The organism is Bradyrhizobium sp. USDA 3262, assembly GCF_054060035.1.
Window position 1 is genome coordinate 1363364 of sequence record NZ_JBSSCT010000001.1, and the last position, 23303, is coordinate 1386666.

Genomic DNA, 23303 nt, shown 5'->3' on the forward strand with positions numbered 1-23303 from the left:
CGATCTGACCATTGTGGTCGGATCGCCGGGGTGAACGAAGAATGGCGTCACTAAAAGACATGCGGGTCCGCATCGCCTCGACCAAGGCGACGCAGAAGATCACCAAGGCCATGCAGATGGTCGCAGCCTCGAAGCTGCGTCGCGCGCAGAACGCCGCCGAAGCGGCGCGGCCCTATGCCACCAAGATGGATGCGGTGATTTCCAACATCGCCGCGGCTGCCAACGGCACGCCCGGCGCGCCGGCGCTGCTTGCCGGCACCGGCAACGATCAGGTGCACCTGCTTCTGGTCTGCACCGGCGAGCGCGGCCTGTCCGGCGCGTTCAATTCCGCCATCGTGCGCCTGGCGCGCGAGCGGGCGAACGCGCTGCTCGCGCAGGGCAAGGAAGTCAAATTCTTCTGCGTCGGCCGCAAGGGCTACGAGCAGCTGCGGCGGACGTTCGAGAAGCGCATCGTCGAGCACCTCGACCTGCGTTCGGTGCGCCAGATCGGCTTCGCCAATGCCGAGGACATCGCCAACAAGGTGCTGGCGCGGTTCGAGGCCGGCGAGTTCGATGTCTGCACATTGTTCTACTCGCGCTTCCAGTCGGTGATCGCGCAGATCCCGACCGCGCAGCAGATCATCCCGCTGGAGGTGACTGCACCCGCGGCAAATGCGGCGCCCTCCACGTCCTACGAATACGAGCCTGAAGAGGACCAGATCCTCGGCAGCCTGTTGCCGCGCAACCTCGCGGTGCAGATCTTCCGCGCGCTGCTCGAGAACAACGCCTCGTTCTATGGCGCGCAGATGAGCGCGATGGACAGCGCGACCCGCAATGCCGGCGAGATGATTCGCAAGCAAACCCTGATTTACAACAGAACCCGTCAGGCCCAGATCACGAAGGAGCTGATCGAGATCATCTCCGGCGCTGAGGCGGTCTAAGGCAGATTTCGAAGGAGAACAGTCCATGGCTACAGCAGCCAACCAGATCGGTCGCGTTACCCAGGTCACGGGCGCCGTGGTCGACGTGCAGTTCGAAGGCCACCTTCCGGCGATTCTGAACGCGCTCGAGACCAAGAACGGCGGCAACCGCCTGGTGCTCGAAGTCGCGCAGCATCTCGGCGAATCGACCGTCCGCACCATCGCGATGGACATCACCGAGGGCCTCGTGCGCGGCCAGGAAGTGACCGACACCGGCGAACCGATCCGGGTGCCGGTCGGCGAAGGCACGCTGGGCCGCATCATCAACGTCATCGGCGAGCCGATCGATGAAGCCGGCCCGATCAAGTCCGACGGCCTGCGCGCCATCCATCAGGAAGCGCCGACCTATACCGACCAGTCGACCGAAGCCGAAATTCTCGTCACCGGCATCAAGGTCGTCGATCTTCTTGCTCCGTACGCGAAGGGCGGCAAGATCGGTCTGTTCGGCGGCGCCGGCGTCGGCAAGACCGTGCTGATTCAGGAGCTGATCAACAACGTCGCGAAGGCGCACGGCGGTTACTCCGTGTTCGCCGGCGTCGGCGAGCGCACCCGCGAGGGCAACGACCTCTATCACGAGTTCATCGAATCGAAGGTCAACGCCGATCCGCACAATCCGGATCCGAGCGTGAAGTCGAAGTGCGCACTGGTGTTCGGCCAGATGAACGAACCGCCGGGCGCCCGCGCCCGCGTCGGTCTGACCGGTCTGACCGTCGCCGAGCACTTCCGCGACCAGGGCCAGGACGTGCTGTTCTTCGTCGACAACATCTTCCGCTTCACCCAGGCGGGCTCGGAAGTGTCGGCGCTGCTCGGTCGTATTCCTTCGGCGGTGGGTTATCAGCCGACGCTCGCGACCGACATGGGCGCGCTGCAGGAGCGCATCACCACCACCCAGAAGGGCTCGATCACCTCGGTGCAGGCGATCTACGTGCCGGCCGACGACTTGACCGACCCGGCGCCCGCCACCTCGTTCGCGCACTTGGACGCCACCACGGTGCTGTCGCGCGCGATCTCGGAAAAGGGCATCTATCCGGCGGTGGACCCGCTCGACTCGACCTCGCGCATGCTGTCAGCGCTCGTCGTCGGTGACGAGCACTACAACACCGCGCGTATGGTCCAGCAGATCCTGCAACGCTACAAGTCGCTGCAGGACATCATCGCCATTCTCGGCATGGACGAACTGTCGGAAGAGGACAAGCTGACGGTGGCCCGCGCCCGCAAGGTCGAGCGCTTCCTGTCGCAGCCGTTCCACGTCGCCGAAGTCTTCACCGGCTCGCCCGGCAAGTTCGTCGACCTCGCCGACACCATCAAGGGCTTCCGCGATCTCTGCCAGGGCAAGTACGACCATCTGCCGGAAGCGGCGTTCTACATGGTCGGCACCATCGAAGAAGCCGTCGAGAAGGGCAAGAAGCTGGCGGCTGAAGCCGCCTAAAGCTTTGGGATGTCGTCATCGCCGGACTTGATCCGGCGATCCATCGCACGCGAAGTATTTTGACTGATGGACCCGCGGGTCGAGCCCGCGGGTGAGCGCGCAAAGAACGGAAAGACCATGGCCACCTTCCACTTCGATCTCGTCTCTCCCGAAAAGCTCGCCTTCTCCGGCGAGGTCGATCAGGTTGACGTCCCCGGCGTGGAGGGTGATTTCGGTGTGCTCGCCGGACACGCTCCGGTCATCGCCACGGTTCGTCCGGGCATCCTGACGATCACGGCGGCCGGCAAGCGCGAGAAGGTGATCGTGCTCGGCGGCCTCGCCGAGGTCTCGGACAAGGGCCTCACCGTGCTCGCCGACGTCGCGACCGCGCTTGCGGACATCGATCGCGCGAAGTTCGCCGAGACGATCAACGAGATGCAGGAGAAGCTCGCCGAGAAGGAGGGCTCCGAGCTCGACCACGCGATCGAGCGGCTCGACCACTTCAAGAGCATCCAGCAAGAGCTCAACACGACGGCTATGCACTAGGGCGCGGTTGCTGACCGGCGATCGCGCCTTTGCGTCGAGTGAGCCGACCCCCTTAGTGGAATAGCTCACGTTTTTTTCGATCACGCCTGCAAAGGCTTGAATAATTCAACGCTCGCCACGCCCTGGCGAGCGTTCAATGCTTATTGCGCGCGGGATCGTCTGGCGGCATTCTCCCCGGCATATCTGGGTTCCGGGGCTGGTATTCATGAAGCGCAGGTCGCAGCGATCCTCGCGGCCGATATTGCAAGTCAGAGCCGATTGGTTGCCGACGATGAGGAAGAGACGCCGCGGCGGCTCGCCTCTTCTCGACAAGTCGGCATCCTCGCGGTCGGCCCGAACGAACGACCTGCAATTTGTGAAGCAGCTTACAGCAGTGATCGTGCACAAATGACAAGCTGCAGCGCGATGACGATTTGGCCCGACCGCATCGCGATTTCATTCCTGACATAACGGACAAGCTGCCGTGCTGACTTTCTCCACCGATGCTCTCCGCCCGCAGGACCGTTTCGAGCACTGGTGCGAGGTGCGGGGCAAGAGCCTGTTCGGGGTCACGATCGAACTCGAGCGCGATAAGAGGGCCGATTTCCGTGGGCGCTTCTCCGCGACGCCGGTGGGGAGTGCCGTGCTGGCGCAAATGTCGGCCTCCTCCTACCGCGTCAGCCGGACCGCATCCGACATCGCGCGCGTTCCGAGCAGCAGCCTGCATCTCGCCTGGCAGGTGCGCGGCCCCGGCCACATGAATATCGGTCGCGATCGCGTCCAGTTCGTGCGCAACGGCGACCTGGTGTTCGGCCATTCCAATCTTCCGTTTGCCTCGACGCCCGAACGGACCGATGGCTTTGACTTCTTCAGCCTCAAGATCCCGGCCACCGACGAGCTCGTGCTCGGCGCGCGGATCGAGGACGCGCCGCCGGTCGCGCTGGCGCGCGATGCGAGCCTGACCCGGCTTGTCGGCGCCATGTTCCGCTCCATGACGCGAGATCTCGCGCAAGCCGGGCAGTTCGCCGGCGATGTTGCGCATATGGTCCGCCTGGCGCTGCTCGCGCGCGGCCGCCTGCGGCCACGCCAGGACGAAATCCGTGCCGCGCTGCATGCGGGCTACCTGCATGCCGCCCGCGAAATTCTGCTCCGCGACCTGCATCGCGCCTCGCTCACGCCGGCCGCGGTCGCCGCCGAGCTCGGCATCTCGCTGCGGCAATTGCATGCGCTGTTCGAGCCGACCGGACTGTCTTTCGCGCGGACGCTGACGGCAGCAAGGTTGAAGGCGGCGAGGCGTGCGCTCTACGCCATACAGGAGCGCAGCATCGACGAGATCGCGTTCTCGTACGGCTTCGACAGCATCGCGACCTTCTATCGCGTCTTCCGTTCGACCTACGGCATGACGCCGGGCGACGCGCGGCGCATTCCGCCGCAGGATCAGCCGGCGAATTCCGCGAACCGGGTCGCGACCGCGCGATAGACGTCGCGGCGGAACGGCACCACGAGATCGGCAACGCGATCGAGGCGCTCCCAGCGCCATCGATCGAATTCAGCCGGCTGGCCGTTGCGCGGCGTCAATGGATCGATCTCCTCGTCGCGTCCGGTGAAGCGCAGCGCAAACCATTTCTGGCGCTGGCCGCGGAATCTGGCCAGCCGGTGCGATGCCGGCCCGTCATAGGCGGGGAATTCGTAGGTCATCCAGTCGGTCTCGCCGAGATAGTCGGCGTTGACCGCCCCGGTCTCCTCCCACAATTCGCGCATCACGGCCTCGCGCGGATCCTCGCCGGCGTCGATGCCGCCCTGCGGCATCTGCCATTCGAGGCCGGGCAGCACGATCTCCGGACCGTCGTCCTTGATCCGGTGGCCGATCAGCACGCGTCCGTCGGCGTTGAACAGCGCGATGCCCACATTGGGGCGATAGGGCTTATCTGATGACATCTCGGTGGCTACGTCGCGCGTTGACCCGGCCGGTTACTTGGCCGCCAGACCGGCAAATTCCTTCACGACGCGCTCATAGACCGGACGCTTGAACGGCACAATCAGCTCCGGCAGATTCTTCATCGGCTCCCAGCGCCAGGTGATGAACTCGGCCTTGTGGCCGCCGCCCGGATTGGCGACGTTGATCTCGTTCTCATTGCCGGTGAAGCGCAACGCGAACCACTTTTGCCGCTGTCCGCGATAGCGGCCCTTCCAGGCGCGGCCCGCGACGGTGCGCGGGATATCATAGATCAGCCAGTCCGAGACCTCGCCGAGCTTCTCCACGGACTTGATGCTGGTCTCCTCATAGAGTTCGCGCCGCGCGGCCTGAAACGTATCCTCGCCGGGATCGACGCCGCCTTGCGGCATCTGCCAGACATGCGCGTCGTCGACATGCTCGATGCCGCCCGCGCGGCGTCCGATGAAGACCAGCCCTGCTGTATTCAGCAGCATGATGCCGACGCAGGTTCGATAGGGCAGGTCTTCATAACGTGCCATGCTGCCGCTACCTCGCACAGTTCCGGCGCCGCCCGACCCGGCCCCCCGGCAAGGTCTCGCGCAACACCAAAGGATTGATCTTTAGCCCGATTTTGATTTCAGCATCGCCGTTGTCAATGGCACAAGCATAATGCCCTTGGAGTCCAGTGTCTTGAGCCAGACGCCGAGCCGCTCGATCGAGACCGGCAACGCCGAGGCGACGCCCACCGCCGTGCCGCGTTCCTTCGCGATCGTTTCCAGCTTGACCAGCGCGCGGTCGATTTCCGCCGACGTCGGCACCGCGTCGATGGCGAAATCGGCCTTGGCGAACGGCAACGACTGGCCCGCGGAAAGGTTCTGCGCGACGCTACGCGGGGTGGAACCGTCGTCGAAATAGCTCAGGCCGCGCTTGGCCGCTTCGCGCACGATGGGCTGCATCGCGGGATCGGCCGCGACGAACCGGCCTCCCATGAAATTGGCGATCCCCGCATAGCCCTGCAGGCGGCTCAGGTGCCAATAGAAGCGGTCGAGATTCTGCTCGCTGCTCAGCGTGGTCAGCAGGGTTTGCGGCCCGGGATCGTTGTCGGGATAATCGAACGGCTCCATCGGGATCTGCAGCAGGATCTCGTGGCGCTGGGTCCGGGCGCGTTCCGCAAGCTTGCCCGGATCGGAGCCATAGGGCGTGAAGGCCAGCGTCACCGCCGGCGGCAGCTTCATGATGGCGTCGGTGGTCTTGGCGGCGCCGACGCCGAGGCCGCCGACCACGATGGCGACCACGGGCATCCGGGCGGCCTTGGCGCGGTCGGCCTCGGCCGCGTAAACCGTAAACGGCTTCAGGCCGTCGGCGACCACCGGGATCATGCCATAGCGTGACTTTTCCAGCAGGCGCGGATCGATGCCGGTCATCGCGAGTGGCGGCGTATCGCCATCGGCCTTGTCGGCCGGATCGCCGGCGCCGATCACCACGTCCTGGCGCTTGCCGCTGGAGCCGTCGATGATGGTGACGGTTCTGGCGTCGCTGGCTGCGGCCGGCGCCTTGGCGGCGGATTTGGCCGCCGGTTCGGCCGCCGCCTGGGCAGCCGGAGCGTGCTTGTCGTCAGCCGCGGCGGGCGGGGGATTGCGGAGCGTGACACGGGCAATCGGCTCGCCGCCGAGCGGGTTGTCGTTGAACAGCGCGATGCCGACAAAGCCGACCAGCACGAGCCCGAGCAGCACGGCGAGCGCCTGCATCGCCGTGAACGGCAGGCGAAACCGGTGCGTCCTGCCCGCGGTCGTCTGCCCAAGCGGCGTGCTCAGTTCGTCGGCCGCCTCTGCCATGACCCTCCCCGAATCAACAGCGCGAACGATAGCACGATGCGGTGCATTCCCGCGCGCCGGCCTGCCCGTCAAAGCACGGTCAAGGGTGGACGCCGCAAGCAGAAAGGGCGGCCCGAGGGCCGCCCTTTCGCCGAATCGATCGGATTAAATCAGTTCGCGGCCTTGTTGCCCGGCTTGTCGACCGCGGCCTTGTCGCGCGCAGCCTCCGGCGCCGCTGGCGCGCTCGAGGTCGACTTGATGCCGTGCAGCAGGTCGTCGGCCATCTTCAGCGCCTTGTCGTCCTTGGCGTCCGGCGGGACGTAGGACTGCGAGCCGGTCTTCTCGTCGCCGTCGTTCTTCAGATGGCCGCGCAGCGAAGCTTCGCCCTTGGTGTCGGTGCGCGCCTTCAGCTCTTCCGGCACGTCCTGCAGCACCTCGATGTCGGGCACGATGCCCTTGGCCTGGATCGACTTGCCCGACGGCGTGTAGTAGCGCGCGGTGGTCAGGCGCAGCGCGCCATTGCCCGAGCCGAGCGGGATGATGGTCTGCACCGAGCCCTTGCCGAACGAACGGGTGCCGACCAGCGTCGCCCGCTTGTGGTCCTGCAGCGCGCCGGCGACGATTTCGGAGGCCGAGGCCGAGCCACCGTTGATCAGCACGATCACCGGCTTGCCCTTGGTCAGGTCGCCCGGGTGGGCGGCGCGGCGCTGGGTTTCCTCGGCATTGCGTCCGCGGGTCGAGACGATCTCGCCACGCTCCAGGAAGGAGTCGGACACCGTGACCGCCTCTTCGAGCAGGCCGCCGGGGTTGTTGCGGAGATCGATGACGTAGCCCTTCAGCTTGTCGCCGATCTGGCCCTGCAGATTGGTGATCTCCTTCTTCAGGCCTTCGGTGGTCTGCTCGTTGAAGGTGGTGATGCGGATATAGGCGATGTCATCGGCCTCGACGCGCGCACGCACCGAGCGGACGCGGATGTTGTCGCGCACCAGCGTGACGTCGATCGGATTGTCCTGGCCCTTGCGGATGATCTTGAGCTTGATCTTGGTGTTGACCGGACCGCGCATCTTCTCGACGGCCTGGTTCAAGGTCAGGCCCTGCACGGCCTCGTCGTCGAGGGTCGTGATGATGTCGTTGGCCATGATGCCGGCCTTTGAGGCCGGGGTGTCGTCGATCGGCGAGACCACCTTGATCAGGCCGTCTTCCATCGTGACTTCGATGCCGAGGCCGCCGAACTCGCCGCGGGTCTGCACCTGCATGTCGCGGAAGCTCTTGGCGTCCATGTAGCTCGAGTGCGGGTCGAGGCCGGACAGCATGCCGGAGATCGCGGATTCGACCAGCTTGCTGTCATCGGGCTTCTCGACATAGTCGCTGCGCACCCGCTCGAACACGTCGCCGAACAGATTGAGCTGGCGATAGGTGTCCGACGTCGCGGCGCGCGCGCTCGATCCCATCAGCACAGCGCGGGGCTGCGTGACGAAAAGCGTCAGGGCCGCGCCGGTGGCGGCGCTAAGGAGAATTACCGAAGTCTTGCGCATCATCCGCGAACCTTTTCGCCTTCATTTGCGGCCCACCATGGACCTGGATCGATTGGAGTGCCGTCTTTCCGGAACTCGACATAGAGCACTGGCTGGCTCGCATTGGTGGAGAGAATGGATGCAACTTGGGACGTCGACCCCATGGTCGCAACCGGCTCCCCCGTAAGTACAAACTGGCCGATGTTTACCGAAATACGCTCCATCCCGGCGATCAGGACATGATACCCGCCCCCGGCATTGAGGATCAAGAGTTGTCCATAGCTGCGGAAAGGACCAGCGTAAACAACCCAGCCGTCACACGGGGTTGTGACCTGCGCGCCCGGCTTGGCTGCCAAAGAAATGCCTTTTTGTACGCCCCCCGCGCCGTCGGAACCGCCAAATTCGCGAATCTTGGTGCCATTCACGGGATAGGAGAACAGGCCTTTGGCCGAGGCGAAAGCGACCGCCGGGCTCATGCGGGCCGGGTCCTTCAGCGCCCCCAGATTCGGCTTGCCGTTAACCGTCGCCGGCGCTCCCTGGAGGCTGGCCGTGGCGGCGGCCTTGGCCGCGCTTTTGAGATCCTGCTCCATCTTGGCGATCAGGCTCTGCAGATTGTCGGCCTGCTTCGACAGCGCGATGGCGCGGGCGCCTTCGGCCTCCATGTCCTTTTCGGCCGCGCTCTGCTGCCGCTGCCGTTCATCGACCAGTGCCGCCAGCCGGGTCTGGTCTTCCCTCAGCTTGTCGCGGTCGGCCGCCAGCGCATCGCGTTCGGTCGAGATGGTCTTGCGCAACGCCACCAGTTCGCCGAGATCGGCCGCAAGCTTCTCGGCGCGGACGCGCAACTCCGGCACCACGGCGCCGAGCAGCATCGCGGTGCGCAGCGATTGCAGCGCGTCCTCGGGCCGCACCAGCAGCGCCGGCGGCGTGCGCCGCCCGGCGCGCTGCAACGCGGCCAGCACCTCGATCACCTCGGAGCGGCGTGAATCGAGCGAGGCGCGGATTTCGCGCTCACGGCCGTCGAGCGGCTGCAGGCGCGCCTCGGCGTCCGCGGTCCGGGTCTCGACGCCGCGCACCTGGCCGGCAATGTCGATCAGCTGCTGATTGAGCTTGCTGCGGTCCTGGCCGATCGCGGCGATATCGGCCTTCAGCTTCTCCTGCAGCTCGGTCGCCTTGCGCTGCTGCTCGCGCGCGGCCTCGAGTTCCTGCTCGCGCTGCTTGATCGCGTCGGGCGATGTCTCTGCTGTCGCGGCCTGCTGTGCGGGCGGCGCGGGCTGTTGTGCGGGTGGTGTCGCTTGCGCATGCACCGCGGCCAGCGGATAGGCGGCGAACATCGCGATCGACAGCGGCAGCGATGCCGGCAACCGGCGGCGGCGCGCGGTGCCGACATGCGAAGCCGAATACGAAGCTGTGTCCCGCTTGTGCTGCATTCGCGTGAGTTCAGCGCTTTCGACTGTCCGTCACCACGCCTTACGCGCGATGATAGGGGTGGCCGGCCAAAATGGTCGCGGCGCGATAAATCTGTTCCAAAAGCATGACGCGGACCATTTGATGCGGCCAGGTCGCGGAGCCGAATGCAATTCGCAACAAAGCCTTGCGCTGCAATTCAGGCGAAAGTCCGTCCGCGCCGCCGATCACGAAGACAGTATGTGCTGTTCCCTCGTCGCGCCAGCGGCCGAGCTGCTGGGCAAAGCTCGCGCTGTCGATGCTCTTGCCGCGTTCGTCGAGCGCGACCAGCGCGTGCTTCTCAGGCAGCAGCGCCGAGATCGCCGCAGCTTCTTCGGCAATGCGCGCTGCGGTGTCGCGCGCGCGGCTTTCCGCGATCTCGTGGATGTCGAGGCCGCGAAATCCGAGCTTGCGGCCGATATCCTCGAAGCGCTCGCGGTAACGCTCGGCGAGCTCCCGTTCAGGGCCCTGTTTCAGACGGCCGATGCAGATCACGACAAGGCGCATCAACGCAGACTAGCTGCGCTGCAGCCGATTCGCATCGGCTACGATACCCCTTAGACCGCCGCGACCGCCGGGTTCTGAGTCCACAACCGCTCGAGATTGTAGAACTCGCGCACCTCAGGCCTGAACACGTGCACGATCACGTCGCCGGAATCGATCAGCACCCAGTCGCAATTGGGCAAGCCCTCGACATGGATGTTCCTGATCCCGTTCTCCTTGAGGCTCTTCGTCACATTTTCCGCGATCGCGCCAACGTGCCGGTTAACGCGGCCCGTGGTGACGATCATGTAGTCGGAATATGCGGATTTGCCCCGAAGGTCGATGGTGACCGTCTCTTCCGCCTTCATGTCCTCGAGGCGGGAGAGGATCAGGCTCAGCGTCTTGTTGGCATCCGGTTTGTCGGCGTCCGGCTGCGCCTGCAAGGCCGCGGTTTTCGTCGATGTTTTACGCGCAGTCTTTGGAACCTTGGGTAAAACAGACTTTGACAATACAGATGTGGCCAGGGACCATTCCTTTCACTGTATCGCGGGTGCCGAATCCTCGGCCCCACGCACCATACTACGCATGTGGGGTTAATGGTTTCAATATTCCAGTAACCCTTTTGCGCTTCATCCCGTTCTCCAGCTCCCGTCCGGGTTCCGAAGTCCGGTCGAAGACAGATTGGATTTCATTCCTGTCAGGAACACCCAGGCCGGCGCCTGCTGGTCGGCCAGCCGTGTCGCCTGATTTTCGGGCATGCGATAGCGCGCGAGCGCCTGCGCCGCCGGTGCGGCAAGGGCGCGGAAGCTTTGGGGCGGACGGTCGATCACGGCAATCGGCACATCGGACGCGATGCGCCGCCAATCTTTCCAGCGATGAAATTGCGCGAGATTGTCAGCGCCCATGATCCAGACGAAGTGCACGCCGGAGACACGGCGGCGCAAGTGGATGATCGTGTCCACAGTGTAGCTGACGCCAATGACAGCTTCGAGACAGCTGATGTCGATGCGCGGATCGTCGGCAACGCGGCGCGCGGCCTCGGCGCGCTCGGCGAGCGCGTGCAGGCCATCATGGTTCTTCAGCGGATTGCCCGGCGTCAGCAGCCACCACACGCGGTCGAGCTGCAGGCGCTTGAGCGCAAACAGGCTGATGGCGCGATGCGCGGCGTGCGGCGGATTGAACGAGCCGCCAAGCAGCCCGATGCGCATGCCGTTGGTATAGAACGGAAGCGCCCGGGCTGCGGATAACGACACGCTCGATGCTTGCTGCAAGGGCTTACCGTGCGCGTGCGACAATGATCACGGCCGCGTCTGCCCGGTGCCGTGGACGCGGTACTTGAAGCTCGTCAGCTGCTCGGCGCCAACAGGCCCGCGGGCGTGGAATTTGCCGGTGGCAATTCCGATCTCCGCGCCGAAGCCGAACTCGCCGCCGTCGGCGAACTGGGTCGAGGCGTTGTGCAGCACGATCGCCGAATCGACCTCGTTGAGAAATCTTTGCGCGGCCGCGGCATCCTCCGTCACGATCGCATCGGTGTGATGCGAGCCGTGATTTTGAATATGCGCAATCGCTTCATCGAGACCGTCGACGATCTTCGCCGAGATGATCGCGTCCTCATATTCGGTGTCCCAGTCCTCGTCGGATGCGGGCTTCACCCTGGCATCGGCGCTTTGCACGACGTCGTCGCCGCGCACCTCGCAGCCTGCATCGATCAACAGCTCGACCAGCGGTTTCAGCTGCGTCCCGGCAGCGTTGCGATCGATCAGCAGGGTCTCGACGGCGCCGCAGACGCCGGGACGGCGCATCTTGGCGTTCAGCACGACCGCCTTGGCCATATCGAGCCTGGCGCCGGCATCGACATAGATGTGGTTGACGCCCTCGAGATGCGCGAACACTGGAACGCGTGCCTCCGCCTCGACGCGTGCGACGAGGCTCTTGCCGCCGCGCGGCACGATCACATCGATGCCGCCGTTCAATCCCGTCAGCATCAGGCCGACGGCCGCGCGGTCACGGGTCGGCACCAGGGTAATCGCGGCCTCAGGCAGGCCGGCTTCACGCAGGCCCTGCACCAGGCAATCATGGATCGCGCGGCAGGAGCGGAAACTGTCCGAGCCGCCGCGCAGGATCACGGCGTTGCCGGATTTCAGGCAAAGTACACCGGCGTCGGCGGCGACGTTGGGGCGGCTCTCGAAGATCACGCCGATCACGCCGAGCGGCACGCGGACGCGTTCGATGGTCATGCCGTTCGGCCGCTGCCAGCTTTCGGTGACGGCGCCGACCGGATCGATGATCTCGCGCACGGTCGCAACGCCATCGGCCATGCCGGCGACGCGCGCCTGGGTCAGCGTCAGGCGGTCGACGAAGGCGGAGGTCATGCCGCCCGCGCGGGCCTCGGCGACATCCTCGGCATTGGCGGCGAGGATGGCCGGCGCGTTGGCGCGGATCGCGCGCTCGATCGCGGCGAGCGCCCGGTCCTTCTGCTCCGGCGGCGCCAGCGCGAGCACGCGCGCCGCGGCGCGCGCCTTGGCGGCGAGGTCGGTCATCAGGGCAGTAAGATCGGCGTTGCCGTCGATCGCCTTCAGGGGGGCGCTCATGAAACTACCAGCTTTGGACTAAGGCCATGTTCTAGCATGGCAATTGAAGGGTGGCGAGGCGCGGAACCGGCATGGCAGGTGGGCGGCAGGCCGCCCCGCTCGGCCAATGGCCTATCCAGTGGCTTATTTGGGCGGGATCGCCCCGGCTGGACCGATCACGAGGTCGTCGCGATGGATCATCTCGGACCGGCCGCTGATGCCCAGAATGGCCATCACGTCGGGCGAGGAGCGGCCCTTGATCTTCTCGGCGTTCTCGGCGTCGTAGGCGACCAGGCCGCGGCCGATCTCATGGGTGTCGGGGCCGCGCACCACCACGGCATCGCCGCGGGCGAACTGGCCGTCGACCCGGATCACGCCGGCCGGCAGCAGGCTCTTGCCGGCGCGCAGTGCCGCCACCGCGCCGGCATCGATGGTCAGCGTGCCCTTCGGCTCGAGCGATCCCGCGATCCAGCGTTTTCGCGCGGTGACGGGATTGGCGGGGGTCAGGAACCAGGTGCAGCGGCCGCCATCGGCGATCGCAGCAAGCGGATGCTCGATCTTGCCGGACGCGATCAGCATGTGCGTGCCGGCGGTGGTCGCGATCTTCGCGGCCTCGATCTTGGTGGTCATGCCGCCGCGCGACAGCTCCGAGCCTGCCGAGCCGGCCATCCCCTCGATCTCCGAGGTGATGCTTTCGACCACCGGGATCAGCTTGGCGTCGGGATCGAGCGCGGGCGGCGCTGTGTAGAGGCCGTCGATATCGGACAGCAGGATCAGAAGATCCGCGCTCGCCATGGTGGCGACGCGGGCGGCGAGGCGATCATTGTCGCCGTAGCGGATCTCGGTGGTCGCGACCGTGTCGTTCTCGTTGATCACGGGCACCGCGCCCCATTCCAGCAGCTTTGCGATGGTCGAGCGCGCGTTGAGATAGCGGCGGCGCTCCTCGGTATCCTGTAGCGTCACCAGGATCTGCCCGGCGCCGATGCCGTGATGGCCGAGCACCTCCGACCAGATCCGCGCCAGCGCGATCTGACCGACCGCTGCGGCAGCCTGACTCTCCTCGAGCTTCAGCGGGCCGCGCGGCAGCTTCAGGCGGCTGCGGCCGAGCGCGATCGAGCCCGACGACACCACCATGACCCCGCAGCCCCGCTTGTGCAGCTTTGCGATATCCTCGACCAGCGCGGCGAGCCAGGACGCGCGCACTTCGCCGGCCTGCGAGTCGACCAGCAGCGACGAGCCGACCTTGACGACGATGCGGCGAAAGTTCTTGAGCGCGGGGCGTTTCATGGATTTGGTCTGGCAGGAAGGTGGAAGCAATAGACGCCACAATGTGGCTTGGGAAGTCCAGGCGTTACGCGGCTCTTGCCGTTCAACCCTGCGGCACCGGCGTCGCCCACGGCTCCGCCTGACCCTTGGCCTTGTTGGACACCGGCGCTTCGCCGATCACCTCGACCAGCACGCGCAGCGCATCCTGTACGCCTTCGCCGGTCGCGCCTGACAGCAATAGCGGCGTCTTCTTCGCCGCCCGCTTGAGGCGATCCTTCTGCTTCTTCAGTTCGTCGGGCGCGACGGCGTCGATCTTGTTGAGCGCGACGATCTCGATCTTGTCGGCGAGCTGGCCCTCATAGGCTTCGAGCTCGGTGCGCACCGTCTTGTAGGCCTTGCCGGCATGCTCGCAGGTCGCGTCGACCAGATGCAGCAGCACGCGGCAGCGCTCGACATGGCCGAGGAAGCGGTCGCCGAGGCCGGCGCCTTCATGCGCGCCTTCGATCAGGCCGGGGATGTCGGCGAGCACGAATTCGCGGCCGCCGAAATTCACCACGCCAAGCTGCGGATGCAGCGTGGTGAAGGGATAGTCGGCGATCTTCGGCCGTGCCGCGCTGACCACCGAGAGGAAGGTCGATTTGCCGGCATTGGGCAGGCCGACCAGCCCGGCGTCGGCGATCAGCTTCAGCCGCAGCCAGATCCAGCGCTCTTCGCCCGGCGCGCCGGGATTGGCGTTGCGCGGCGCGCGATTGGTGGAGGATTTGAAATGTGCGTTGCCGAAGCCGCCATTGCCGCCCTTGGCCAGCACGAAGGTCTCGCCGAGCTCAGTGAAGTCGTGCAGCAGGGTCTCGCGGTCCTCGTCGAACACCTGGGTGCCGACCGGCACTTTCAGCACGATCGACTTGCCGTTGGCGCCATGGCGGTCCTTGCCCATGCCATTGGTGCCTTTTTGCGCCTTGAAGTGCTGCTGGTAGCGGTAGTCGATCAGCGTGTTCAGCCCGTCGACGGACTCGATGATGACGTCGCCGCCGCGGCCGCCATTGCCGCCGGAGGGACCGCCGAACTCGATGAACTTCTCGCGCCGGAACGCGACGCAGCCGTTGCCGCCGTCGCCCGAGCGAATATAGACCTTGGCTTCATCGAGGAATTTCATGATCCGCTCTAGTTAGGGCAGGGTGGCCTTTGCGGCAACCCGGAAAGGCCCTGACTTCGGCGAAAAGCCTTAATTTTCGGGCCTTTTTACGGTCCCTGCGGCTAAGCAGGCCGCCGCCGGACCAGGAATTTCTGTATCCCCTCCAGCACCAGCTCGCGGCGCTGGTTGTGCACGGTCGAGCGCAGCGTCACGACGCCGGTGGTCTTACCCGGTGACAGCTCGATCACCTCCAGCGCGGGGTAGATGGTATCGCCGGCATAGACCGGCTTCAGGAACTTGCTCGATTGCTCGAGGAAGCCGATCAGCGATTCCTCCACGACATAGGGGAACAATCCGGCGCCGGGCGCGGTGTGCACCAGGGTCTGGAAGCCGTGGGCGAGCAAATCAGGCATGCCGCGCGCGCGGCAATATTCGACGTCGTAATGGATCGGATGGGTATCGCCGCTGGCGGTCTGGAACGCCGCGAACACGGCCGAGGTCTGGGTCCGGCTCGGAATCACGAAGCGCTCGCCGAGCACGAAATCCTCGAACCAGCGCTGCGCGGGGACCATGCGATGCTGGGTGGGGTCGAAGTCGCTCATGCGGCGTTTCCTGCTCTTTTTGTTGCCGGGATCAGCTACCGGTATCGCAGCGACGCAGGTGCGGCAATCCGTTCAATTCGTCATGCCCGGGCTTGTCCCGGGCATCCACGTCTTTAAAACCGGACGACTCCGGAACAAAAGCGCAATTCGATTCATGAGCCTGTTCGCAAAACTGTCCTCCTACGACGACCGATCGGCGCGGCTCGCCGGCATCGGGTTGATGCTGCTGTCGATCTTCATGTTCTCGTTCGGCGACGCGATGGGCAAATTCATCGTCGCCACCTATTCGGTCGGGCAATTGCTGTGGCTGCGCGCCTGCGCGGCGCTGCTCGTGCTGCTGCCGATCGTGTGGCAGCGGCGCGCGGATTTCCTGCATCTGGAGCGCCCGTGGCTGCAATTGCTGCGCGTCACGCTGTCGACGCTGGAGGTTGCGGCGTTCTTCCTGGCGACCGTCTATCTGCCGCTCGCCGACGTCATCACCTACTATCTGGCCGGACCGATCTTCGTCACCGCGATGTCGGGCCTCGTGCTCGGCGAGCATATCGGCTGGCGGCGCTGGACCGCGATCCTGGTCGGCTTCTGCGGGGTGCTGATCGCGCTCCGGCCGTCGGCGCAGACGATCAGCTGGCCGGCGATGATCGCGCTCGGCGGCAGCCTGTCGTTTGCGGTGCTGATGCTGATCACGCGCTCGCTGCGCGCGACGCCCGATATCGTGCTGGCGACGACGCAGTTCGGCGGCACGTTCATCCTGGGCCTCGTGCTCTCGCCATTCGGCTGGGTGACGCCGTCAGCCGGCAGCCTCGTGCTGTTCTTCACTGCCGGCATCATCTCGGTCGCGGCGCTGCTTTGCGTCAATCGTTCGCTGAAGCTCGCGCCGGCGAGCGTGGTGGTGCCCTACCAGTATTCGATGATCGTCTGGGCGGTGATCTTCGGCTTCGTGGTGTTCGGCGACGTGCCGTCCTGGGCCACCATCATCGGCGCCGCTGTTATCATCGCGGCCGGCCTCTACATCTTCGTCCGCGAGCAGCAGCTTGGACGCCCGGACTCCGCGATCAATCCGCCGGCGTAAGGTTGTTCGACAAATTCCGTCATTGCGAGCGAAGCGAAGCAATCCATGGCGCCACAAGCGGAGAGATGGATTGCTTCGTCGCTTTGCTCCTCGCAATGACGGGGGCTAGCTCTCCCGCCGGGTCGAGTTGTTCCAGCTCTTCAGCGACGCCCAGACGCCGCGCGACAGGCGGAAGCAGTCGACCGGGCTCGACGAGCCCAGCGCCTCGAAGCGGTGCAGCTCGACGCCGCCCCACTGGAAGCCGCACTTCTCGAGAATGTTGCGCGACGACGGGTTGACGACGCGGGCGCCCGAGATCAGCTGGTCGAGATCGAATTCCTCGAAGAAGTAATCGATCACGGCGCGCGCGGCCTCGGTGCCGAAACCCTGGCCCCAATAGTCGACGCCGAGCCAGTAGCCGAGTTCGGCCGATGTCTCCTCGCGCCAGTCGATGCCGACCATGCCGATCGGCGTGTGATTGTTCTCGATCAGGAAAACGGTCTCGCGTCCGCCGGCGCCGAGCGCGCGCACGAAGTCGATGGCGTCGTCGTGGGTATAGGGATGCGGCAGGCGGCGGGTGTTCTCCGCGATGCGGCGGTCATTGGCGAGGCGTGCGATTGCTTTTACGTCCGCGAGCGTCGGCTTGCGCAATGTCAGCCGTTCGGTCTCGAGGACGCATGCTCTTGCCTCGCGCAAGGTCGGCGTCGGGATGTCCTGCAACATGTCGAGCTCCTGTGATGCGAAAAATCGTTACGCAACGCTTGGAACGTCACGCGCGGTCGAAGTGGAACGCGCGCAACAAAAAGGGGAGGCCGGTCATCCCGCCTCCCCTTGGAGCCCTTTGCGACTCCGCCGGTTCAACAGGACCCGGCGGACTCATGTGTGTCCACCGTCTACTCGGCCGCCTCTGCCATCGGAATAACCGATACAAACGTGCGGCCGTTGGCTTTGGCACGGAACTCGACATGACCCTCGACCTTGGCGAAGAGAGTATGATCGGTGCCCATGCCGACATTAAGGCCAGGATGCCAGGTGGTGCCGCGCTGACGCGCGATGATGTTTCCGGGGATCACGCGCTCGCCACCGAACGCCTTGATGCCAAGGCGCTTGCCCTTGGAATCACGTCCGTTGCGCGATGAACCGCCTGCTTTTTTGTGAGCCATGGCTCGTCTCCGACTTCGCTTTGATCTCTAGATCAATTCCTTGACGGAATCATTTCACGTTTTGTCACGCTTCACATCTGAAAGCGCGACGATCACTTCTTCTCAAGCCTTGGCCGCGGCCTTCTTGGCCGGAGCCTTCTTGGCGGCCGGTGCCTTTGCGGGCGCCTTCTTCTTGGCCGCCTTCGGCGCGGCGTCCTCGCCATCGGCGGGCGCTGCGACCTTTTCCTTCTTCGGCCGCGGGCCGACGGTCGGCTTGGCGTTATCGGCGAGGATCTCGGTGATGCGAAGCACCGTGAGCTCGTCGCGATAGCCGCGCTTGCGGCGTGAATTCTTGCGGCGACGCTTCTTGAACGCGATCACCTTGGCGCCGCGCTTGTGCTGCAGCACTTCGGCTGCAACGGACGCGCCTGCCACGGTGGGCGTTCCCAGCACCGGCGTGTCACCGCCGAGCACCAGAACTTCGCCAAGCTGCACGATCGTGCCGACATCGCCGGCGATCTTGCCTATCTCGAGTACATCATTCGGAACGACACGGTACTGCCGGCCGCCGGTTTTGATGACTGCGAACATCGTTTGATTCCTTCGTGTTCGGTTCCGGCCCTCGGACGGATCGCCCGGGTCGGCTTTTTGTTCAGTCGCTATGGGTTATGTGTTTCGCGCGAAGGGAATGAATTCCCAAACTGGATCGCACAAAAACGATCGGCGCGAGAAATCCCCGCGCCGGATGGGCGGACTTATAGCCGCAATCGACCGAGAGTCAAGGTAAAGCGGGGCAAAAACCGGCCAAAAATGAAGGGTTTGGCGTGGTTTCGGCCCGAATCGACCCTCAGGCCGCGGTCTGTGCTGCGGCCCGCGCGTGGCGGCGGATGGTCTGGGGCGGCTGGCCCAGCACCCGCAGGAACGCCCGCCGCATCCGTTCGCGGTCGGCAAAGCCGGTCTCACCAGCAATTTCGTCCATCGAATGGCGGCCGTCACCGATCAATTCGCGCGCCGCCTCGACCCTAAGATGCTCGATCGCCTTGGCCGGCGACTGGCCGGTCTCCGAACGGAAGGCGCGGCTGAACTGGCGCGGGCTGAGCCGTGCGACGGCGGCCAACTCCTCGACCGAGAGCTCGTTGCGCAGATGCGCCTTGGCGTAGTTGAGCGCGTTCTGGATACGGTCGGATTTCGGGTCGAGCTCGAGCAGCGCGGAAAACTGCGACTGTCCGCCGGTGCGGCGGTGATAGACGACGAGCTTGCGCGCCACCGAACGGGCGACCTCGACGCCAAGGTCATGCTCGACCATCGCCAGCGCCAGATCGATCGTCGCGGTCATGCCGGCCGAGGTCCAGATCGGTCCGTCGACGATGTAGATGCGATCCTGCTCGACCTTGAGCCCGGGGAATCGTGCCTGCAATTGGGGGGCGAATTGCCAGTGCGTGGAGACGCGCCGGCCGTCGAGCAGGCCGGCTTCAGCCAGCGAGAAGGCACCGATGCAGGGCGCGGCGATCCGCTGCGATGTCCTCATGGCGCGTCGCATGTAGTCGATCAACTTCGCCGACGCCGGATGAAGCTCGTGGCCGGCGCCGATGAACACCGTGTCGAAGCTGCGATCGCCAAAGGTTTCGGTTTCGACATTGAAGCCGGCGGATGACCGCACCGGGCCGCCAGTCTCCGACAGCAGCGTGACCTCATAGAACGGCTCGCCTGCGATCAGGTTGGCGACCTCGAAGGCAGTGATGGCGGTGAAGCCCATCACCTGGAATTCCGGGAAGACGACGAAGCCGATGTGCTGCATGGAACCCTCCGGCCGTAGTTCTTGTCCTAAAAAGGTGTATATATGACATTTGAGACATACAAGGGGGCCTGTACAACCTGACCAGCGGCCAAGACCGGCCGCCCAGGTCAAACAGGAGACCAACATGACCAAGTCAGCCAAAGGAACGGCGCTCGTTACCGGTGCGTCGTCCGGAATCGGTGCCCTCTACGCGGACCGGCTCGCACGGCGTGGCTACGATCTGATCCTCGTCGCACGTAACCGCGAGCGCCTCGATGGGCTCGCCAAGCGTCTTGTGGCGGAGACAGGCCGATCGATCGAGATCGTTGCCGCCGACCTCAGCAAGCGCGGCGATGTATCGCGGATCGAATCCATTCTACGCAGCAATACCGGCATCAGCGTGCTGGTGAACAATGCGGGCGTCGGTGCGACCGCGCCGCTGCTCGCATCCGATGTCGACAAGATGAGCGACTTGATCGCGCTCAATGTCGACGCGCTGATGCGCCTGACCTATGCGGCGGTGCCCGGATTCGTCGCGCGCGGCGGCGGCACCATCGTCAACATCGCCTCGGTGGTCGGCGTCGCGCCGGAGATGCTCAACGGCGTCTACGGCGGCAGCAAGGCTTTCGTCCTCGCCTTGACGCAGTCGCTGCAGCATGAGCTGAAGGACAAGAACATCCGGGTCCAGGCGGTGCTGCCGGGCGCCACGGCGACCGAGTTCTGGGACGTGGCCGGTACGCCGGTCGAGCATCTGCCCGGCGAGATCGTGATGAAGGCCGAGGACATGGTCGACGCCGCACTCGCCGGTCTCGACCAGGGCGAAGTCATCACCGTGCCGTCGCTGCCGGAGGCTGCCGATTGGCAGGCCTATGAAACGGCCCGCCAGAAGCTGATGCCGAACCTGTCGCGCAGTGCACCTGCGGCGCGCTACCGGGTGAAGGCCGCCTGAGGCACGCGAAATTGCGTCCCGCGCCGGCCAGACGGCGCAGCGCGGGACGCAACCATTTGAGTTCCCGGCCGTTACAGCATGATCCGGAAAAGTGTGAAGCGGTTTTCCGAAAAGATCATGCTCCAACAATAGCGTTGGGATCCTCAAGCGGGCAGGCACGGGCGAATGGCTGAAGACGCTGGACTGACCACGGGCATCGCGCACCACGGTGCCGCGCGGCTGCCATCTGTCGACATCGACAGCTTCAACATCGAGCTGAAGGACGACGAGGGCTTTCTCGGCGATCGCGCCTCCAAGGGCGCCTTCCGCAAGATCCTCGACCGCTGGCGCAAGCCGTTGCGCAAGTCGGACGAGGATCCGTTCGGCGACGAGCCGTCGGACAAGATCAGCAAGAAGAAGCTCGATGAGCTGCTGGTCGGCGACGACACCGAGGCCTCCGCGGTCGTGCACAGCGCGATCGAGGAGTTTGCCCAGGAGCTCGCCTATGTGACGCGGCGCTTCCTCAACACCAAGGCCTGGGCCAAGACCGAGCGCATCGTGGTCGGCGGCGGCTTCCGCGACTCCAGGCTCGGTGAGCTCGCCATCGCGCGCACCGAGATCATCCTGAAGTCGGAGGATTTCAAGGTCGATTTGCTGCCGATCCGCTTTCACCCCGACGATGCCGGGCTGATCGGCACGCTGCATCTGGCGCCATCATGGATTTTCGAGGCCCATGACGGCGTCCTTGCCGTCGACATCGGCGGCACCAATATCCGCTGCGGCGTTGTCGAGACGCGCTGGAAGAAGGCGCCCGATCTCTCCAAGGCCGCAGTCTGGAAATCGGAGCTGTGGCGCCACGCCGATGACGAGCCGACGCGCGAAGGCGCGGTGAAGCGGCTGGTGAAGATGCTGAAGGAGTTGATCGCCGCCGCCGAGAAGGAGAATCTCAAGCTCGCGCCGTTCATCGGTATCGCCTGTCCCGGCGTCATCAATGAGGATGGGTCGATCGAAAAGGGGGCGCAGAACCTGCCCGGCAATTGGGAGAGCAGCAAGTTCAACTTGCCGGCGAGCCTGGTCGAGGCGATCCCGCAGATCGGCGATCATGACACCGCGATCGTGATGCATAATGACGGCGTGGTGCAGGGGCTGGCCGAGGTCCCGTTCATGCAGGACGTCGCGCGCTGGGGCGTGCTGACGATCGGAACCGGGCTTGGCAATGCCCGCTACACCAATCGCAAGCGGGACAACGGCAAGGACGAGAAGAAGGCCGAGAAGAAAGACAAGGACGACGAGAACGAAAAGAGCGAGAAAAAGGCCAAGAAAGCAAAGAAGGCCGACGCCTGAGCCGCGCGGGCTTGCTGCCGCTCGCGCGCGCTCCATCCGTGCTGCTGTCTGCCTTCTCCTTCCCCCTGAAAGGGGGGAAGGTCGGGATGGGGGTCAGCCGCAGGCGATGCTGTTTACGGAGAGAGCAGATCCCCACCCGCTTTGCTCTGGCGAGCAAAGCGACCTCCCCTTTCCAAGGGGAGGTTGGAACGTGCGGCCCCTAGATGAGGCTCCGCGCAATCCGGGACAAATTCATCCGTGATGACAGCGGCCCTGGATTACGCGCGGTAAGGTTGATCGGTTAGGTTAAGATCGGGTTCGCGTTGCCGTTTCGACGTCGCTCGCTACCGTGGCCCGTGTCGCTCCCGCCGACCGGCGAAGCCGCACTTCCCGGCCAGCAATATTAAGAAGCGGCACGGGACCGCCAGTTTTTGTCGCGTCCTGGCGGTCCCACCCACTTCTACTTCCAATTGATCCGCTCGAAGAAGCCGGCGATCTCGGCGGCCGCGCGGTCGGGGTCCTCGCGATGCGGGAAATGCCCGACATCGGGAAACATCTCGAGGTCCAGATCGGAGAAGGTCTCGCCCAGCCGGTCGGTCCAGGCATAGGGAAACAGCGGGTCGTGCTCGGCCCAGCGGATGCAGGTCGGCACCGCGATCGGCGGCAGCGCCGAGGCTTCGCCCTGCATCATCTTCACGCGCCCCGCATGTGACGCGCGATAATGCGCAAAGCCGCCGGCGAGGTTGCCGGGCTTGAAGAAATTGTCGGCGAAATCCTCGATCACGTCGTCGAACGCGGCCTTGCGGTGCGACCAGTGGTGCAGGAAATGGCCGATATAGGTGCGGCAGCTGTCTCTGCTGGCGCCGACCAGCGCGGGCGCCATCTCCATCTGGTGGAACGACTGGTACCAGATGTGGTTCAGCCGGTCGGGCGCGGCCATCCGCGGCCCGATTCCGGGATAGACGAAATCGAAGAAAAATAGTCCGGCGATGCGCTCGGGCGCCTTGCGGGCGAGGGGCTGCATCACGGCCCCACCGACGTCGTGGCCGACCACGCCGGCCTTGCCGACGCCGAGCGCGTCCAGCAGCGCCAGCATGTCGTCGGTATGCTGATCGGGGCCATAGGCGCCTTGCGGCTTGTCGCTGTCGCCGAAGCCGCGCAGGTCGGGGGCGATCAGGGTGTGGCGGTCGGCGAGGCGCGCCATCACCGGCTTCCAGGTCAACCAGAACTCCGGCCAGCCGTGCAACAGCAGCAGCGGCCTCCCAGTGCCGGTCCGCGCGACGTGGAACGCCGCACCATTGGCTCGAATCGTCACATGCTCCATGGCCCGCTCCTGCTCCGGCTGGTTCGCTCGCGCGCCGATCGAACCAGGACCGTTCCGCTAGCGCTTTGTTTCCGCGCGCTTTCTCCCGCTGCCCCGGTGCTTTGATGGG

General features: G+C 65.1%; 25 protein-coding genes. 8 read left to right on the forward strand and 17 right to left on the reverse strand.

The features are described 5' to 3' along the window. Positions 1-41 precede the first annotated feature (41 nt). The 5 genes from ACVWYP_RS06375 (at position 42) to ACVWYP_RS06395 (ending at position 4372) form a co-directional block, all read left to right on the forward strand. A complete protein-coding gene (locus ACVWYP_RS06375) occupies positions 42-920 on the forward strand; it encodes a F0F1 ATP synthase subunit gamma (RefSeq protein WP_028340803.1) in 879 nt (292 codons plus the stop codon). Between the two features lie 25 nt (positions 921-945). Further along, entirely contained in the window at positions 946-2388 is a 1443-nt protein-coding gene (atpD, locus tag ACVWYP_RS06380) for a F0F1 ATP synthase subunit beta (RefSeq protein ID WP_016843821.1), read from the forward strand. Positions 2389-2505: 117 nt separating this feature from the next. After that, positions 2506-2913: a F0F1 ATP synthase subunit epsilon gene (locus tag ACVWYP_RS06385; protein WP_028340802.1), complete on the forward strand. Its 408-nt coding sequence runs from the start codon at positions 2506-2508 to the stop codon at positions 2911-2913. A gap of 96 nt (positions 2914-3009) precedes the next feature. Then, entirely contained in the window at positions 3010-3363 is a 354-nt protein-coding gene (locus ACVWYP_RS06390; protein WP_304500462.1) for a hypothetical protein, read from the forward strand. Between the two features lie 13 nt (positions 3364-3376). Further along, positions 3377-4372 carry a helix-turn-helix domain-containing protein gene (locus tag ACVWYP_RS06395; protein WP_304498133.1) on the forward strand — a complete coding sequence of 332 codons (996 nt, stop codon included), beginning with the start codon at positions 3377-3379 and terminating at the stop codon, positions 4370-4372. Here ACVWYP_RS06395 and ACVWYP_RS06400 read toward each other — a convergent pair. The 12 genes from ACVWYP_RS06400 to ACVWYP_RS06455 form a co-directional block, all read right to left on the reverse strand. After that, entirely contained in the window at positions 4330-4830 is a 501-nt protein-coding gene (locus tag ACVWYP_RS06400) for an RNA pyrophosphohydrolase (RefSeq protein ID WP_304498134.1), read from the reverse strand. The two genes, ACVWYP_RS06395 and ACVWYP_RS06400, sit on opposite strands and share 43 nt — an antisense overlap. Before the next feature lie 33 nt (positions 4831-4863). Then, on the reverse strand, positions 4864-5367 hold the full coding sequence (locus ACVWYP_RS06405; RefSeq protein WP_076864732.1) for an RNA pyrophosphohydrolase: 504 nt from the start codon (positions 5365-5367) through the stop codon (positions 4864-4866). 81 nt (positions 5368-5448) lie between these two features. Next, positions 5449-6663: a divergent polysaccharide deacetylase family protein gene (locus ACVWYP_RS06410; protein ID WP_304498135.1), complete on the reverse strand. Its 1215-nt coding sequence runs from the start codon at positions 6661-6663 to the stop codon at positions 5449-5451. A 149-nt stretch (positions 6664-6812) separates the two neighbouring features. Beyond that, on the reverse strand, positions 6813-8180 hold the full coding sequence (locus tag ACVWYP_RS06415; RefSeq protein WP_018269401.1) for a S41 family peptidase: 1368 nt from the start codon (positions 8178-8180) through the stop codon (positions 6813-6815). Then, entirely contained in the window at positions 8177-9583 is a 1407-nt protein-coding gene (locus tag ACVWYP_RS06420) for a murein hydrolase activator EnvC family protein (protein ID WP_304498136.1), read from the reverse strand. The genes ACVWYP_RS06415 and ACVWYP_RS06420 overlap by 4 nt, the downstream gene beginning before the upstream one ends. Before the next feature lie 40 nt (positions 9584-9623). Beyond that, the gene (gene rlmH, locus ACVWYP_RS06425; protein WP_304498137.1) at positions 9624-10106 is read right to left on the reverse strand and encodes a 23S rRNA (pseudouridine(1915)-N(3))-methyltransferase RlmH; all 483 of its coding nucleotides are present in this window, start codon (positions 10104-10106) and stop codon (positions 9624-9626) included. A gap of 50 nt (positions 10107-10156) precedes the next feature. Then, complete coding sequence (gene rsfS, locus ACVWYP_RS06430) at positions 10157-10525, reverse strand: ribosome silencing factor (RefSeq protein WP_028340796.1); 369 nt, start codon at positions 10523-10525, stop codon at positions 10157-10159. A 186-nt stretch (positions 10526-10711) separates the two neighbouring features. Continuing rightward, positions 10712-11335 (reverse strand): nicotinate-nucleotide adenylyltransferase, encoded by a 624-nt coding sequence (locus ACVWYP_RS06435; protein ID WP_453945755.1) that lies wholly within the window; start codon positions 11333-11335, stop codon positions 10712-10714. A gap of 45 nt (positions 11336-11380) precedes the next feature. Next, positions 11381-12673, reverse strand: coding sequence for a glutamate-5-semialdehyde dehydrogenase (locus tag ACVWYP_RS06440; protein ID WP_304498138.1), 1293 nt, complete (start codon positions 12671-12673; stop codon positions 11381-11383). Between the two features lie 123 nt (positions 12674-12796). Further along, the gene (proB, locus tag ACVWYP_RS06445) at positions 12797-13939 is read right to left on the reverse strand and encodes a glutamate 5-kinase (RefSeq protein ID WP_304498139.1); all 1143 of its coding nucleotides are present in this window, start codon (positions 13937-13939) and stop codon (positions 12797-12799) included. Positions 13940-14021: 82 nt separating this feature from the next. Next, on the reverse strand, positions 14022-15071 hold the full coding sequence (obgE, locus tag ACVWYP_RS06450) for a GTPase ObgE (RefSeq protein ID WP_304498140.1): 1050 nt from the start codon (positions 15069-15071) through the stop codon (positions 14022-14024). A gap of 101 nt (positions 15072-15172) precedes the next feature. Then, entirely contained in the window at positions 15173-15652 is a 480-nt protein-coding gene (locus tag ACVWYP_RS06455) for a MaoC family dehydratase (protein WP_453945753.1), read from the reverse strand. Between the two features lie 154 nt (positions 15653-15806). Here ACVWYP_RS06455 and ACVWYP_RS06460 point away from each other — a divergent pair, with 154 nt between their 5' ends. Then, positions 15807-16721 carry a DMT family transporter gene (locus tag ACVWYP_RS06460; protein WP_304498141.1) on the forward strand — a complete coding sequence of 305 codons (915 nt, stop codon included), beginning with the start codon at positions 15807-15809 and terminating at the stop codon, positions 16719-16721. 105 nt (positions 16722-16826) lie between these two features. Here the strand turns inward: ACVWYP_RS06460 and ACVWYP_RS06465 are convergent, their stop codons facing one another. The 4 genes from ACVWYP_RS06465 to ACVWYP_RS06480 form a co-directional block, all read right to left on the reverse strand. Further along, entirely contained in the window at positions 16827-17423 is a 597-nt protein-coding gene (locus tag ACVWYP_RS06465) for a GNAT family N-acetyltransferase (RefSeq protein ID WP_016847847.1), read from the reverse strand. Between the two features lie 170 nt (positions 17424-17593). Next, the gene (gene rpmA / locus ACVWYP_RS06470) at positions 17594-17863 is read right to left on the reverse strand and encodes a 50S ribosomal protein L27 (protein ID WP_016847848.1); all 270 of its coding nucleotides are present in this window, start codon (positions 17861-17863) and stop codon (positions 17594-17596) included. A 102-nt stretch (positions 17864-17965) separates the two neighbouring features. Continuing rightward, a complete protein-coding gene (gene rplU / locus ACVWYP_RS06475; RefSeq protein ID WP_016847849.1) occupies positions 17966-18433 on the reverse strand; it encodes a 50S ribosomal protein L21 in 468 nt (155 codons plus the stop codon). Positions 18434-18689: 256 nt separating this feature from the next. Next, positions 18690-19640 (reverse strand): GlxA family transcriptional regulator, encoded by a 951-nt coding sequence (locus ACVWYP_RS06480; protein WP_304498142.1) that lies wholly within the window; start codon positions 19638-19640, stop codon positions 18690-18692. A gap of 124 nt (positions 19641-19764) precedes the next feature. Between ACVWYP_RS06480 and ACVWYP_RS06485 the strand changes: the two genes are divergently transcribed. Next, complete coding sequence (locus ACVWYP_RS06485; RefSeq protein WP_304498143.1) at positions 19765-20568, forward strand: SDR family NAD(P)-dependent oxidoreductase; 804 nt, start codon at positions 19765-19767, stop codon at positions 20566-20568. 165 nt (positions 20569-20733) lie between these two features. Beyond that, a complete protein-coding gene (locus ACVWYP_RS06490; RefSeq protein WP_304498144.1) occupies positions 20734-21891 on the forward strand; it encodes an ROK family protein in 1158 nt (385 codons plus the stop codon). Between the two features lie 439 nt (positions 21892-22330). Here the strand turns inward: ACVWYP_RS06490 and ACVWYP_RS06495 are convergent, their stop codons facing one another. Then, positions 22331-23194, reverse strand: coding sequence for an alpha/beta fold hydrolase (locus ACVWYP_RS06495; RefSeq protein WP_304498145.1), 864 nt, complete (start codon positions 23192-23194; stop codon positions 22331-22333). Between the last annotated feature and the right edge of the window lie 109 nt (positions 23195-23303).